Annotated in this window: 15 protein-coding genes; 6 read left to right on the top strand and 9 right to left on the bottom strand. The window is 70.0% G+C overall.

Annotated elements, in window-relative coordinates:
* The first annotated feature begins 201 nt into the window (after window positions 1-201).
* From ABXJ52_RS03740 to ABXJ52_RS03765, 6 genes are all read left to right on the top strand, one after another.
* Window positions 202-381 (top strand): hypothetical protein, encoded by a 180-nt coding sequence (locus ABXJ52_RS03740; protein WP_367039105.1) that lies wholly within the window; start codon window positions 202-204, stop codon window positions 379-381.
* A gap of 161 nt (window positions 382-542) precedes the next feature.
* Complete coding sequence (locus tag ABXJ52_RS03745; protein WP_367039107.1) at window positions 543-2,093, top strand: FAD-dependent oxidoreductase; 1,551 nt, start codon at window positions 543-545, stop codon at window positions 2,091-2,093.
* Between the two features lie 14 nt (window positions 2,094-2,107).
* On the top strand, window positions 2,108-2,599 hold the full coding sequence (locus ABXJ52_RS03750) for a flavin reductase (protein WP_367039109.1): 492 nt from the start codon (window positions 2,108-2,110) through the stop codon (window positions 2,597-2,599).
* A gap of 84 nt (window positions 2,600-2,683) precedes the next feature.
* Window positions 2,684-3,025 carry a hypothetical protein gene (locus ABXJ52_RS03755; protein WP_367039111.1) on the top strand — a complete coding sequence of 114 codons (342 nt, stop codon included), beginning with the start codon at window positions 2,684-2,686 and terminating at the stop codon, window positions 3,023-3,025.
* Between the two features lie 15 nt (window positions 3,026-3,040).
* Window positions 3,041-3,685 (top strand): endonuclease, encoded by a 645-nt coding sequence (locus ABXJ52_RS03760; protein WP_367039113.1) that lies wholly within the window; start codon window positions 3,041-3,043, stop codon window positions 3,683-3,685.
* An 84-nt stretch (window positions 3,686-3,769) separates the two neighbouring features.
* Window positions 3,770-4,777 carry a Ku protein gene (locus tag ABXJ52_RS03765; RefSeq protein ID WP_367039115.1) on the top strand — a complete coding sequence of 336 codons (1,008 nt, stop codon included), beginning with the start codon at window positions 3,770-3,772 and terminating at the stop codon, window positions 4,775-4,777.
* 28 nt (window positions 4,778-4,805) lie between these two features.
* Here the strand turns inward: ABXJ52_RS03765 and ABXJ52_RS03770 are convergent, their stop codons facing one another.
* The 9 genes from ABXJ52_RS03770 to blsG form a co-directional block, all read right to left on the bottom strand.
* Entirely contained in the window at window positions 4,806-5,177 is a 372-nt protein-coding gene (locus ABXJ52_RS03770; RefSeq protein ID WP_367039117.1) for a VOC family protein, read from the bottom strand.
* A gap of 56 nt (window positions 5,178-5,233) precedes the next feature.
* On the bottom strand, window positions 5,234-5,791 hold the full coding sequence (locus ABXJ52_RS03775) for a nucleoside 2-deoxyribosyltransferase (RefSeq protein ID WP_367039119.1): 558 nt from the start codon (window positions 5,789-5,791) through the stop codon (window positions 5,234-5,236).
* The gene (locus tag ABXJ52_RS03780) at window positions 5,788-6,789 is read right to left on the bottom strand and encodes a thymidylate synthase (RefSeq protein ID WP_367039120.1); all 1,002 of its coding nucleotides are present in this window, start codon (window positions 6,787-6,789) and stop codon (window positions 5,788-5,790) included. The genes ABXJ52_RS03775 and ABXJ52_RS03780 overlap by 4 nt, the downstream gene beginning before the upstream one ends.
* Window positions 6,790-6,799: 10 nt before the next feature.
* On the bottom strand, window positions 6,800-7,462 hold the full coding sequence (locus ABXJ52_RS03785) for a class I SAM-dependent methyltransferase (RefSeq protein ID WP_367039121.1): 663 nt from the start codon (window positions 7,460-7,462) through the stop codon (window positions 6,800-6,802).
* Between the two features lie 52 nt (window positions 7,463-7,514).
* Complete coding sequence (locus tag ABXJ52_RS03790) at window positions 7,515-9,395, bottom strand: hypothetical protein (RefSeq protein WP_367039123.1); 1,881 nt, start codon at window positions 9,393-9,395, stop codon at window positions 7,515-7,517.
* 112 nt (window positions 9,396-9,507) lie between these two features.
* Window positions 9,508-10,770, bottom strand: a complete 1,263-nt coding sequence (locus ABXJ52_RS03795) for an MFS transporter (protein WP_367039125.1) — start codon at window positions 10,768-10,770, stop codon at window positions 9,508-9,510.
* 67 nt (window positions 10,771-10,837) lie between these two features.
* On the bottom strand, window positions 10,838-12,082 hold the full coding sequence (locus ABXJ52_RS03800; RefSeq protein ID WP_367039127.1) for an ATP-dependent carboxylate-amine ligase: 1,245 nt from the start codon (window positions 12,080-12,082) through the stop codon (window positions 10,838-10,840).
* Window positions 12,079-13,257, bottom strand: coding sequence for a DegT/DnrJ/EryC1/StrS family aminotransferase (locus tag ABXJ52_RS03805; RefSeq protein WP_367039129.1), 1,179 nt, complete (start codon window positions 13,255-13,257; stop codon window positions 12,079-12,081). The genes ABXJ52_RS03800 and ABXJ52_RS03805 overlap by 4 nt, the downstream gene beginning before the upstream one ends.
* Window positions 13,254-14,429 (bottom strand): arginine 2,3-aminomutase, encoded by a 1,176-nt coding sequence (gene blsG, locus ABXJ52_RS03810; RefSeq protein WP_367039131.1) that lies wholly within the window; start codon window positions 14,427-14,429, stop codon window positions 13,254-13,256. Before blsG ends, ABXJ52_RS03805 begins: the two co-directional genes overlap by 4 nt.
* Window positions 14,430-14,440 lie beyond the last annotated feature (11 nt).

Genomic DNA, 14,440 nt, shown 5'->3' on the forward strand with positions numbered 1-14,440 from the left:
GGGGCGTCCTGCCGCGCACGGTCAGCGCGGTGGAGGTCCGCGGAGCCCGGCCGCCGGACGGGGCGGATGGCCCGGCCCCCAGACCCGTCTCCAGACCCACCCCCACCAGGCGTCATCACGCTCCGAAATCGCTTGACATGCAGGGAGTTACGACGCGTGCCACGATGAGAAAACCAATCCGCCCTCACGAGGAGTGAACTCATGGGCAAGCAAAAGCGGTCCGCCGATCCGTCCCGTCAGACCCCCGGGCGCCAGGAGCCCCCGCAGCGGGGTCAGCGTCCGCAGGACCCGGCACAGCCGGGCCAGCGCCGCCAGCAGGAGCGTGAAGCGGGCGACGCTCGCGCGCAGCACCGCCAGGGCCTGGAAGACGACCTGGTCTGACGCGCGGACCGCGTGATCCCCCGAGGGGCGCACCCAGTTACTGGGTGCGCCCCTCGGCAGTACGTCCGAACGGATACCCGACTACTGAGACTCCTCGCCGGGGGTACCCGTCCCCGTCAGCGCAGTGATGACCACGTGCCACCGGTCCCCCAGGAGAAGACATGACCACCCCACGCCGCACAGTTGACGAGTCGTACTGGATGGCGACCACGCCCGGCACCGGGTATCCGGCCCCCGACGCGGATCTGACGGCGGACGTCGTGGTCGTCGGCGGCGGTATCGCCGGTCTCTGCACCGCCTGGGACCTGGTCCGTGCCGGTCTGGACGTCGTCGTCCTGGAGGCGGACCGGATCGCCGCGGGCGTGAGCGGCTACACCACGGCCAAACTCTCCGCCGCGCACGGCCTCATCTATGCCGGTATCGAGGCGAAGCACGGCGCGGACGACGCCCGGCTCTACGCCCTCTCGCAGCAGGAGGCGGTCGAGCGAACCGCCGCCCTCTGCGCCGAGCTCGGCATCGACGCGGAGCTGGAACGCGCCCCCGCCTTCACCTACTTGCAGGACCCCGCACGCGTCGACGAGCTGCGGCAGGAGGCGAATGCCGCCCGGCGGGCCGGTCTCGACGCGTCCTTCGTGACCGAGACGGAGCTGCCCTTCGAGGTCGCGGGCGCGGTACGTGTCGAGGGCCAACTGCAGTTCCATCCACGTAAATTCCTGCTTGCCCTGGCCGAGCACATCACTCGCGAAGGCGGACGCATCTTCGAGCGTGCCCGGGTCACGGACCTGCACGACGGCGCCCGGTGCCGGGTCACCACGGAATCCGGTGTCACGGTCGAGGCACGCGACACGGTCGTCGCGACGCACTACCCCGTCTTCGACCGCACCCTGCTCTTCACCCGCATCAAGCCCCACCGGGAGCTGGTGATCGCGGCGCCCGTGCCCTCGGAGGCGGCGCCCACGGGCATGTACATCACGCCGGAGGGCGGGACCCGTTCGCTGCGCAGTGCCCCCTACGAGGAGGGGCGGCGGCTGCTCATCGTCACCGGGGAGTCGTTCGAGCCGGGTGCGGGCGGTGTGCGCGGACGGTTCGACCGCCTGGAGGCCTGGGCGCGCGAGCATCTGCCGCACTTCGCCGAGCAGGGCGACGCCTACCGGTGGGCGGCGCAGGACAACGACTCCGCCGACCAGCTGCCGTACGTCGGCCATGCCCACCCCGGCACCCAGCACGTCTTCGTCGCCACCGGCTTCGGCGGCTGGGGCATGAGCAACGGCGTGATGGCGGGGCGCCTGCTCACCGCCCATATCGCGGGCGGACCGCGGCCGGCCTGGACCGATCTGTACGACCCGCGCCGCCTGCCGCCCGTCCGCGACGCGGGCCAGATCGCCTCCTACCAGGCGTCCGCAGCGAAGCACTTCATCGGCGACCGGCTGCACACCAGCCACGTCGACTCGCTGACCGACATCCCGCCGGGCAGCGGAGCCGTCGTACGCCTGCAGGGCAAGCGCTGCGCGGTGTATCGCGACGAGGACGGGAACGCCACCGCGCTCTCCGCGCGCTGCACCCACCTGGGCTGTCTGGTGCAGTTCAACGACGCGGAGCGGGTCTGGGAGTGCCCCTGCCACGGCTCACGCTTCGGGACGGACGGCTCGGTCCTGCACGGCCCCGCCACCCATCCCCTGGAACCGCGCGAGACCCCGGATTCCCCGGCCTAGGGAAGGTGGACGTTTTGGTGGCTGTGGACGGGTTCACCGACCTCCTCGACTACCCGATGTACGTGGTGACGGCCGCTGCTGCCGACGGCGGTGCGCCGGCCGGCTGCCTGGTCGGTTTCGCCTCGCAGTGCGCGTTGAAGCCGCCTCGCTTCGTGGTGTGGCTGTCCCGGGCGAACCACACGTATCGGGTGGCCCGGGACGCCGCTTTCCTCGGCGTGCATCTCATCGGACGCGACCAGCATCAACTCGCGCAACTGTTCGGCGGCGAGTGCGGCGAGCGAGTCGACAAGTTCGCCGACGTCCGCTGGGAGGCGCGCACGGGCGGGACGCCCGTGCTCCTGGACTCCTGCGCCTGGTGGGTCGGCAGGATCGAGCGGCACGCCGACTGGGGAGATCACGTGGGCTTTCATCTCACGCCGGTGGAAGCCGGCGCGGACCCGCCGCCGCACGGGGAGCTGCTGCGTCTGAGCGACGTCACCGACCTCTCCCCCGGCCATCCGGCATGATCCCGGCAGGGCGGCCCGACAGGACTATCCTTGAACTTGACAAGGACCCACGGCAGCCTGCGCCCTCAGCTGCTGGAGGTAGCCATGAAAGGCGAACGCCCCGGCCGCCGCGGGCACCCGCAGACGGATCCGGACCCGCAGGCGGAGTCACGCCCGCGGACGGAGCACGGCCTGACGAGCGCCGGTCCGCACACGCACCGCGCCCACCGTCTGCGCCACCTGCTCACCTACCTCTACACACCGCTCTTCCTGGCCCTCGCCGTGCTCTTCGGGGTGTGGGCGACGCGTTCAGTGAGCGGCAAACCTCCCAGCCCATGGGCGTTGGCAGGCCTCGCGATCCTCTTCGCTCTCCTCGCCCTTCTCGCCCTGGCCGTCCTCTCGGCCCTGCACCACCGTCACCAGGACCACAAACGCCCGCGGCACTGAACAAGGAAGGTGGACATGGCCGGTCAGAAGGCTGTGATGAGGGAACTGCTCAGGACGTCGGGCCAGACGTACGCGGCGGAGGCGGGCATCCGACTGACCGACACTCCCCAGCCGCTCTACCGCACGCTCGTCCTGTCCTGCCTGCTCAGCGCCCGGATCCGGGCATCCGTCGCGGTGGCGAGCACCCGCGCGCTGTACGAGGCCGGGATGCGGGGTCCGCGGCAGATGGCCGACGCCAGCTGGCAGCAGCGGGTCGACGCCCTGGGGCAGGGCGGCTACCGGCGCTACGACGAGCGGACCGCGACCCAGCTCGGCGACGGCGCACGGATCGTGCTCGACGAGTGGGGCGGGGACCTGCGCAGGCTGCGCGAGAAGGCCGACGGCGACGCGGCGGCCCTGAAACGGCTGCTGCGTGAAGTGCCGGGCCTCGGGCCCACCGGCGCGGACATCTTCCTGCGCGAGGTGCAGGACGTGTGGACCGAGTACGCGCCCCGCTTCGACGCCAAGGTGCTGCAAGGAGCCGAGCGCCTCGGTCTGCCCAGGGACACGTCCGCGCTGCTGCGGCTCGCGGGCAAGGAGAAGGCCGGCGTGACCGCAGCGGCACTCGTCCGGGCCGCCCTGGACCGGAAGCTGGCGGAGGCCGCCCGCGACTCCTCGTGACGTGTCCCGCGGCCCTCGGCCTCGGGATGCGGCACGCCCCCTCCCGGTGTGCCATGAGAGGAGACCGAAAGGGGTGACGCAGCCATGGCACGTCCGGTGTGGAGCGGGACCGTCACGTTCGGCCTTGTCTCCCTGCCCGTCCAGATGTTCACCGCCACGGACAGCCACACCGTCCGCTTCCACCAGCTGCAGCGGGGCACGTCCGACCGGGTGCGCAACAAACGGGTGAATGAACGCACCGGCGACGAAGTAGGCCTCGACGACATCGTCAAGGCCTATGACGCCGGGGACGAGTACGTACTGATCGAGCCGGACGAGCTGGACGACATCGCGCCGGGACGCTCCAAGACGCTGGAGATCACGGGCTTCGTCGATCTGGAGGAGATCGAGCCGATCTTCTTCGACAAGACCTACTACCTGGGCCCGAAGGGCAAGGAGTACACCAAGGTCTACGCCCTGCTGGAGAAAGCCCTCGCCGAGGCGGACAGAGCCGGGATCGCCACGTTCGTGATGCGCAATCACCAGTATCTGGTCGCGGTGAAGGCCGAGGGCGGTCTCCTGACGCTGCACACCCTCCACTGGGCCGACGAGATCCGTGACCCGCGCGAGGAGATCGACGACCTGCCCGGGAAGACGAAGGTCACCGACCGCGAGCTGAAGATGGCACGCCAGCTGGTCGACACGCTCCGCATCGACTGGAACCCCGACGACTTCCACGACACCTACCAGGAGCAGGTGGCCGCCCTCATCGACGCCAAGCGCAAGGGCGAGAAGGTCGAGAAGGCGGAGCCGCCCGCGGAGTCCACCAACGTCGTCGACCTCATGGACGCCCTGAAGGCGAGCGTGGACCGGGCGAAGAAGCCGGGAGGCTCGAAGAAGTCCGCGGCCTCGAAGAAGGCCGCAGGCTCGAAGAAGTCCGGGAGTTCCCGGTCCAAGAAGGCCGCAGGCACGAAGAAGGCGGACCTCGATGGACTGACGAAGGCCGAGCTCCACCGCCGGGCCGCCGACGCCGACATCCCCGGCCGCTCGTCCATGAACCGGGACGAGCTGATCGAGGCTCTACGCGGCGTACGGCAGCCCAAGGCCTCCTAGGTCCTAGGCCGAAGTAAGAAGTCGGAAGTCACCCCTGGCAGAGGCAGAAGGGGTGTCCCGCCGGGTCGGCGTAGACACGCCACCCCCGCTTTCCGCCGTTGTCGTCGAGGTCGAGCGGTGCCGCCCCCACGGCGAGCACCTCGTCGTGCGCCTTCTCCATGTCGGTGACGGTGAAGTCGAGGTGCAGCTGCTGCGAATCCGACTCCGCCTGCGGCCACTTGGGCGGCCGGTGGTCCGGTGCGCGCTGGAAGGAGATGCGTGCGCCGCCCGGCACATACAGGTCGTACCAGTCCTCGTCGTACGGCCGGATCTCACCGCCGAGCACGGCCTGGTAGAACCGGGCAAGTGGCTCGGGCTCCGGGCAGTCCAGCGCAACCAGGGTGTAGGTCGCGATCGCCATGGGCGGTTCGCCTCCCGCGTCTCGACGTGCAGAGGGGAATCGGGTTCCCCGCCTTTTCACCGTAAACCCGCCGCTTCTCCCGTGCCTGTCCCGTCGCCGCTCAGGCCCGCCGCGTCCCGCTGTCGCGAGACCGCACGCCGTACCGCATCGTCGACAGCGGGAAGCGCCGCCTCCAGGTCGCTGAAGACTACGTACTCGACCGTCGCCACCGCGTGCAGCCCGCGGACGAGGAACGCGTACTCCTTGCCCTCCTCGAGCAACAGCACGATCGGTTTCCCGAAGGCGCTGGCCCAGCCCATCTCTATATGCGTGCCGGGAGAGGCGGGGAGCCCGGGGAAGGCCACGAACACGTCGGCCTTGCGGATCTCCTCCTGGTCGAGCGGGGTGCATTGGGCGGGGGCCATCAGTTCGGCGCCCCATGCCTCACGGCGGTGTGCGTTGTGGACGCTGAACCCGTGCCCCTCGAAGTGCTCGATCAGGGAGGCGAAGGGTGCCCGCGTCCCCGACGGCATCTCGCCGGTGGCGGGATCGAGCAGCTGGAGGAAGGGTCCCGCGAGGAACAGGGTGTTGACGCCGAGTTCACCGGCGAGCTCGCGGGCGGGAGTCGTGGTCATGCGGAGACCTCCTGGTCGGCAGCGGTACGGGGCCAGCGGCACAGCATCATCCGGCGGTACAGGGGCGGGAGTTCGTCGAGCAGCTCACGGTCCGTCAGTGGCTCGAAGGTCAGTTGACGGTGCAGCTCGAAGAGTCCGATCACGTCCTGCCAGTAGCGGGGCAGGTCGAGGGCGCGCAACGCGGTGGGGCCGAGCCGGAGCCGATCGGTGCGCAGTCGCGCCTCGATCCGCAGCACGTCGCGCACATGCGGCCAGTTGTCCCCCGCGGGCATCGCTGGGAACGGCTCCGGGTCGGTGTCGTCCGCGCCCTCGCGCAGGACCCGTTCCACAAGCGGGGCATCGCTGTCGTACACATGCAGGGAGCCCACCTGATGGACGTAACTCCCCACCTCGACACCCAACTGCCTGGCGAGCATCTCCAGGAGGAAGGTGAAGGAGAAGACGTCGCTCACCATGCCGCGGTAGGCGTCGTTGGCGCGCATGAAGCCGACCGCGTGCAGTCTCCCCTCACGGAGCATGAACTGCAGGGCGAGGGTGCACGCGACGTCGATGTTGCCCGGTTCGCGCAGCTCGCCCGGGTGGAAGATCTGCACCACCGCGCGTTTGCTGTCCGGGTCGTCCGTCAGTACGTCGATGACGCTGCGCCACTGGTCGAGGCCTGTCCCCCGGTAGTCGAATATCCGTGGCCCATAGGCGGTGCCGGTCAGCGTGGCGCCGTCGGACGAGTACTTGCGCATGCTCGGCGCGTAGTGGGCGACGAGCTCCAGGTCGGCCGAGCCCGACAAATACCAGAGGGCTTCGGCGAAGTTGAAGACCAGGTTGGACCTGCGCCCCGGCAACGCGACATGGCGCTGCACGGGGTTCCGGACCAGGAAGCCGGCGCCCAGTCGCTCACGGCTGGGGAAGCCGCGCGGGGCGTTGCGGAACGCCGCGCCGAGATAGGTGCTGCGCAGCTCCGTCAGGTAGGCGTCCTCGACGGTTTCGTAGGTGCTGTGCACGTGGCCCCCGTCAGTCCTTGTAGAAGCACTGGATGTACGCGTCACCCGAGGTGCCGTACGTGTACTCGGTGGTGTCGTACGCGGTGTACGGGTGGCGCTCCACGCGGATGGTGCGGAAGTGCTCGACGTACTGCCACCGCAGTTCGGGCTTGGTGCTGAAGAAGGGGATGAAGACCCCGCCGGGGCGCAGCGCGCGGACGACCTCCGGCATGGTCTTGCGCCAGAGTTCCGCGTCCTTCCACACCTCCATGTCGAGCGCGGGGTCGAAGAACATGCCGTCGATGCTCTCCGTCTCGAGATCGAAGACACGCTGGAAGAAGTCGCCGCGTTCGATGGAGAGGGTTTCGGGGAGTTTCGGGTGCTGTTCGCGGAACAGGTCTTCGACCTCTCCGAAGAGTTCGAGGACCCGGTGGCTGCGGGTGACGGGGTGCTCGGCGATGCGCAGGGCCGAGAGACCGAGGCCGAGGCCCACCTCGTAGAAGTCCTTGCCGTGGCCGCAGAGCATGTCGGCGCTGGCCCACATCAGGTCGCGTTCCCAGGCCTGCATGGCCTGTTCGCCGCCGATGCTGAGGGTCAACTCGCCGTCGTGGTCGATGATTTCGATGTCGGGTGTGGGGGTCTTCTTCTCGGAGGACTTCTTCTCGGGGGTCTTCTTCTCGGGGGTCTTCTCCATGACAACCGTCCTTCGTCGGGTGAGTGCCGGGGTGGTGGTCGTGGCGCCCTCTTCAGCCATGGCCCGGGACGACGCCGAAGTGCCGCCGGGCGGTGGAGACAGCGAGGTCCTGCACGGCGAAAACCGTGAAGTAGTAGGCCTGCGGGGCGGTGTCGGGTGCGAACCGCACCTTGAACACGACGTCCCGCGCGTGCTCGTCCGAGGCGCGGACCTTGACCTTCGCCGGTTCCACGGTGGTGTCGTCACGCAGATAGCTCGGCAGGAACAGACCGAGGCGTACGGGGCCGGGACGGGCCGCGGTGAGGGAGGCGCGCACTTCGAGCACGCCGCCCTGCGCCACCTCGTCGGCCGCGTGGGCGAGGAGCTGCGGCGCGTCGGGAACGCGGAAGGTGACATCGCCGCAGCGCATGCACACCACGCAGAGGGTGTCGAGGATGTGCGGCAGGAGCCCGCGCCTTGCGAACTCCTGGGCGGGACGCCCGCAGTGGCAGACGACCTCGTGGACAGCGGGGTCCAGTGAGCTGCGGTCACCGAAGTGCGCGGGGTAGTTCATGATCTCGTCCTCGGGGTTCTCCGAGACCTGCCCGGCGATCACATGGTCGAGGCTCTGGAGGTCCGCCGAGAGGGAGGAGCGGATCTCGTCGGGTGTCTGGTCGGCGAGGTGCGTGGGCCTGGAGACCAGGAGGTCCACCTTGCGGGCGAGCTTGCCGAGGCGGGGCCGCAGGGAGTGGTTGTGCGGCAGCAGCTCCGAGCCGAGCAGGGCGGAGAGCCGGCGGCCGACGGTGAGGACCAGCGGGTCGGGCGCGTGGTCGGAGGGGGGCGGTGGCGCAGGCGTTTCGTCCGGGCTGCCCGGGAGCCCGAAGCGCATGAACGCGGGGTACGGATGCGAGCCCGCGAGGCTGGCGTTGAGGGTGTCGACGGAGTCGGCGCCGGTGGCGGCTGCGAGCATCCAGGCGACGTTCTCGGGCCGGTCGGAGTCGTGCACGGAGACGGCGGAGACGACGGTGCGGGCGGGGCTGTCGAGGGCGTTGAGTAGGAGTTGGTACTTGGGGTCGTAAAGCGCGAGGTCGGCGAGCGGGCCGCTGTTGCAGGCGCTGAGGACCAGCTCCGTCGTCTCGACCTTGTTGAGCGGGACGAGTTTGTCCTCGGGTTTGTAGCAGGGAAGACCGTAGGCGCAGCGAGGGGCCAGGACGCCCGGCCGGGCGGTCGCGGTCTCGTTCAGGCCGCAGATGGTGAACTCTCCGAGGTTGATGCTGTCGTCCTTGCCGTGGCCCTGGAAGACGACGCGGCGCCACTGGGTGCCGAGAATCTCGGCCTGGATGTCGTCCCGTTCGAAGTCGCGGTCGTCGAAGACCCTGACCCCGGGGAGCCGCGGCGGCCGGTCGGTGTCCGTGAACAGGCCGAGCGCGTCGAGGTCTTCGGACGCGTGGGCGTACTGCTTGGCGATGTTCCAGGCCACGGACGCGCCGTCGCGGCCGCTCAGCAGGGAGAGTCCGCGCCGTGCGTCCCGGTAGGTGGCCAGGAGCAGCGGGCGCACGGGGTCGAGGTTGAGCCGGGCGTAGGTGCCCACCAACAGGAGCGTGCCCGGGGGCCGTTCGTGGAACCCGGCGAGGTCGTCCTCGGTGAGCCACTCACGAGCGAGCGGCCGGGCGAGCTCCACGACACCGTCGGCCAGCTCCGCCCGTCCGAGCACGACGCCGAAGTCCAGGGGGGCGGGCCGTCGCACACCGGAGTAGAGGCGCGAGGCGAGCCCCACGCTGTGGACCAGATCGTCCCGTTCGTCGACCGGGACGGGGATCGGCTTCCGGTCCGGAGCGGCAAGGAACTCCCGTACGGCCACAGGGAGATCGGCGTATTTCACCGGAACGAACAGCGCGGTGCCCGATGCGGTGCGCGACGGCTCGTGGTGCTGTCGGGAGACGGCAGACTTCATGAAGCGTTACCTCGTGTTCTTACGCTGACCCTGCGAGGAGTGACGTGCGTGAGGGGCGGACGGCTGTTCGGGAACGGGGGCACCGGGGGCGGGCGTGCCGCTCCCCGCCCGGTCACCGCTCCCCCGCCTCGGTGGGCACACGGGCCGCTGCCGGGCGTCCCATGAGGCTTCGGCAGGCGAAGGCCACGCAGGCGGCGAGGAGTGACGTGGCGAAGGCGACGGCGAAGACGCCCCGTGGGCCCGCCGGTTCCATGAGCAGGCCGCCCGCCTGCTGGCCGAGCGCGTCCCCCACCACCGTCGCCAGGGACGCCCACGTGAAGGCCTCCGTCAGTGAACGGCCGTCCGCCAGCAGGCTGACCAGCGTCATCTCGCTCGCGGAGACGAGCGCGATGGGTACGCTGCCGACCGCGAGGGCGAGGGCGAGCGTCAGCTGGGACGTCGCGAGCAGCGGAAGGCCGGTGCCGACGGCGAACGCGAGCACCAGGCGCGGGAAGCGCAGATGCACCGCGACCTCGGACTGGGAGCGGCCGAGCCACAGGGCGCCGAGCGCACTGCCGATACCCCAGCAGGCGTACACCAGGCCGGTGCTGCCCTGCGAGCCGTGGTCGTCGACGAAGGCGGGGATGGCCAGCGTCATCAGCCCGATGGGCACGGAACTGAGCGCCATCACTGCGGTCAGTGCGAGCATCGGCCGTGACCGCAGCGGGCCGAGCAGTCCGCCGCGGCCGGCCTCGTCCACCGGGGTATCCGCCGCCTTCGTCGCGCCGTCGGTGCCTTCCGGTACGCGGGTGAGGGCGAGACCGATCGCTCCGACGCCGCCGATCACCGCGACCGTGGTCAGCGCCGCCCCGGCGGAGCCCGTCAGCATCAGCACCGCGAGCATCAACGGCGCCCCGATCACGAGGACTTCGGTGAGCAGTGCCTCCCACAGGTAGGCGGTCTCCCGCTCGTCGTCCCGCAGCGGGAGCCGCGCCCACAGCGACCGCATGCAGGCGTTCGCCGGGGGCAGCGTGATCCCGGCGAGCACCGCGAGCACCGGCTGCGTCCAGTCGCCCGGCTCCGTCGTCCACACCAGTGCGGCGAGCGCCGCCGGGTAGAGCGCTCCGGTCGCCATTAGGACGGCCCTGCGGCCCCGCCGGTCGACCCGGCGGGCGATGAGCGGACTGCCGAGCGCCATGCCGATCGTGTAGAGGGCGGAGACGAGCCCGGCCTGGGCGTAGCTGCCGCCCTGTTCGCGCACGACGAGCACCATGGCGAGGGACATGAGATAGACCGGCAGCCTGGAGACCACGCTCCACCAGGCGGGTCCCGCGACCTGGCGGCGCGTGAGCAGGGCGACGAGACGGCGGGCAAGACCGTTCGGCTTCACTTCCATGGTTCCTGTTCCGTGGTGATGGTGGTGAGTGCGAACGAGGTCGACCCGGTGTGTACCGGGAGGCGGCTCAGCGCTGGAGCGTTCTGGCCGCCGGCACCTGGGTGATCACCTCGATCGTGAAGGCGTCGAGTACGCCGCGCATGCGCTGTTCCACCTCGGCGATCGACGCTCCGGTCACGTGGACGTACCCGGACGCGTTGTGGGAGGCACGCCGTGCTTCCACGAGGTCCCCTTCTCGGTATCGAAGGACGCTCCTGACCACTCCGGGCAGGCCGAGCAGTTCCTCCTCGGGGGTGATCCGGTGCACAAGGCCCGAGCCCGGCAGCGGCAGCAGCAGGTCGCCCGCGCAGCAGCGATCGGAGTACTCCAGGGCGGGACGGCGGCCGAGGTGGACGTCCAGCGTGGCGCCGAACACGTCGAAGCCGTAGGCGTACCCGTGGTTGGCGGTGATCTCGCAGCCGGCGAGGCGCACCCCGATCTCGCCCGCGTACACCTCGGCACCGACGACGAAGAACTCCATGTGCGCGTACCCGTGGTCGATCCCCATGCCGGTGACGATCTGCTGGAGCATGCCGCGCAGGTCGAACGGCGGGCCCTCGTCGGTGGCGACACTGATGTTGGCGTTCATCGCGCCGTCGACGATGTCCAGCGGACGGCACGGCATCGCACTCGGCCACGCGTCCAGGACCTCGCCCGCGTGGATGAGCGCGCACACTTCCCACTCCGTGCCGTCCAGATGCTCCTCGACCAGCCAGGAACGGCCGTTGACGGCCAGGTCGGGAAGTTGCTCGGGGCCGGTGAGCCGGAAGGTGTCGAGGCACGCGAAGGAGTCCAGGGGTTTCAGTACGACGGGCCAGCCGCACCGCGCGGCGAACTCCGCGACCTCGTCCGTCGTGGAGACGCGCGCGTACCGTGCGGTGAGAAGGCCGAGCTCGCGGAACTTGTCCTTCATCGCCTCCTTGTCGCGCACCCAGCTCACTTGCCGTTCCGTCAGGTGGGGCAGACCCGCGAGCGAGGCGAACCGATGGGCGATGTCCTGGCGCGGCTCGGAGGGGTTGCAGAACCGTGTGGGTGCCGCGGGGAGTTGCGCGGCCCAGGCGCGGTAGCGGGCCGCTTCCTCCTCCAGGGGCAGCCGCTCGTTCACCCAGAACGCGGGGATGTGCGCGGTCTGGCGTACGTAGGCGTCCGTGAGGTCGTTGCGCGCGGAGGCGAACCGCAGCAGAGCCAGCCGGCCCGGAAGGGCATCCACCGCGTACCGGGTGAAGGTGGAGGCGCGGTCGTCCGCCATCAGGAGCACCGGCGGCGCGTTCACGCGGCCTCCAGTGCCTGCCGGACCGACTTGACCGCGAGGGCCTGTTCGGCTTCGGAGAGCTCCGGGGACAGCGGCACGCACAGGGTGCGGTCGAGCAGGTCCCGGGTTCTGGCGAACCCGTCGCGGCTGAGGGCGAGCGTCGTGTCGGGGGCGAGGTTCCAGGGGAAGCCGTCGGCGTAGAGCGATCGCCGGCCCGCGACCACGGGGTGGTCGGGCAACAGGTACTTGTTGAGCGTCCAGTTGGCGATGGAGCGCTCGGTGAGTGCGGACACGGCGGCGTCGCGTAACTCCCGGCTCTCGCAACGGAACCGGAGACTGATCTTCACGTCACCCGCCGCCCGGGGCAGGATGTCGAGACCGGAGCGCTCGGGCAGTGCGTCCATGGCGATGGCGTGGTGGCGCTCAAGGCCGGAGAGCACCTCGTCGAGGTGGCGGAACTGCTGGTACTGGATCGCCGCGACCTCCTCGCTGGTGACCAGGTTCTCGCCGTAGTAGGCGTCCTCGTTCCAGGTGGGGTAGCGGCCGGGGACCCGTGCGGAGCCGTGGTCGTGGTAGCAGCGCATCGTCTCCCAGGCGGCCGGGTCGTTCGTGACGAGCAGGCCGCCCTCCCCCGACGTCAGCACCTTGTTGTGGTGGAAGCTGAACGTTCCCGCGTAGCCACGGGTCCCGGTGTGCCGCCCGTCGGGGAACGTGGCGCCGAGCGCCTGCGCGCTGTCCTCGATGACGTACGGGACGCCGTCCGGCAGGGGCGCGACGGTGCCCTCCATGTGCGCGACGATGGCCCGTTGAGCGCCTTCCGGGATCAGCGAGGTGTCCATGGAGAGCGAATCGTCGACGTCCACCAGGACCGGGATGAGGCCGCTGGAGAGGACGGCACCCGCCACGGAGACGAAGGTGACCGCCGGTATGTGGACGACATCGCCGACGCGTGGGCGGGTGGAGACCAGGGCGAGCCGCAGCGCCTCGGTGCAGTTGTGCACCGCGAGCACATGGCCCGCGCCGAGCCGTTCCCCCACCCGCCGTTCGAGGCGCGAGGCGACGCTCTCGGTCTCCGTCTGGTAGCGGAAGAGGACCCCGTGCTCGATCGCCGCACGCAGCTCGTGCATGTCGGGCCAGTCGAGGTAGTTGGCGCCGTAGGGGAGGAATCGCAGCCCGAGGCGTTTGTCGAGGGTCATGTCGCGTCAGCCTCCGTGACGGGGTGCACCGAGGCGTCGACGACCATCTCCTGGCCTCGGTAGTTGCGGAGCAGCAGGCCTTCGGGCACGCGGGAGAAGTACGGCTGGGCGATGGGGATCTTGCCGATCTTCGTCGTCAGGACGTACTGCGGGACGCCGAAGCCGGTGATGTGTCCCTGCAGGCCCTCCATGATTTCCCAGCCCTTCTCGATGGAGGTCATGAAGTGGGACACGCCGGTGACGTTGTCGCAGTGGTAGAGGTAGTACGGCCGGACCCGGATGCGCAGGAGCTCGGTCATCAGCGTGCGCATCGTCGTGACGTCGTCGTTCACGCCGCGAAGGAGCACGGTCTGGTTCCCCACAGGGATGCCGTGGCGCAGCAGCCGGTCGACCGCGGCCGCCGACTCGGGGGTGATCTCCTTCGGGTGGTTGAAGTGCGTGTTGAGCCAGACCGGGTGGTAGCGCGCGAGCATCTCGCACAGCTCGTCCGTGACGCGCTGGGGCAGCAGGACGGGGAAGCGGCTGCCGATCCGGATGATCTCGACGCTGGGGATCGCCCGGAGGCCGGAGATGATCTCCTCCAGTTTGCCGTCCCGGTACGACAGCGGGTCGCCGCCGGTGAGCAGGACGTCCCGGATCTCGGGGTGTTCGGCGATGTAGCGCAGGTCCTCCTCGAAGGACTCGCCCTCGTTGTCCCGGAAGTAGCTGCCGTCGACGTCGGTGGTGTGGAACTTGCGCGTGCAGTGCCGGCAGTAGACCGGGCAGGCCTCGGTGATCAGCATGATCACGCGGTCCGGGTACTTGTGCACCACCCGGTTCGTCTTGCGGTAGAACATGTCGCCCACGGGGTCGACCTCGGCGCCGCTGAACTCCGCGAGCTCGCCGAGCGCGGGTACGGCCTGCTGCCGGATCGGGCAGGTGGGGTCGTCCGGGTCCATCAGGGACGCGTAGTAGGGGGTGACGCTCCAGCGGTACTTGCCCGCCGATTTCTCGATGGCTCGTTCCTCGTCGGCGGTGAGGTTGATCCATTGCCGTGCCTTGTCGACGCTGGTGACACGCTTGCGCATGTGCCAGCGCCAGTCGTTCCACTCCGCCTCGGTGATCCCGGGAATTCCCGGCCGGTCCGGTAGGGGGTGGCGGTCCGCGTCTGTGGCTCCGGGAGTGCGGTACATGGTGTCTCCAG

Source organism: Streptomyces sp. Je 1-332, from assembly GCF_040730185.1.
Taxonomy (GTDB): Bacteria; Actinomycetota; Actinomycetes; order Streptomycetales; family Streptomycetaceae; genus Streptomyces.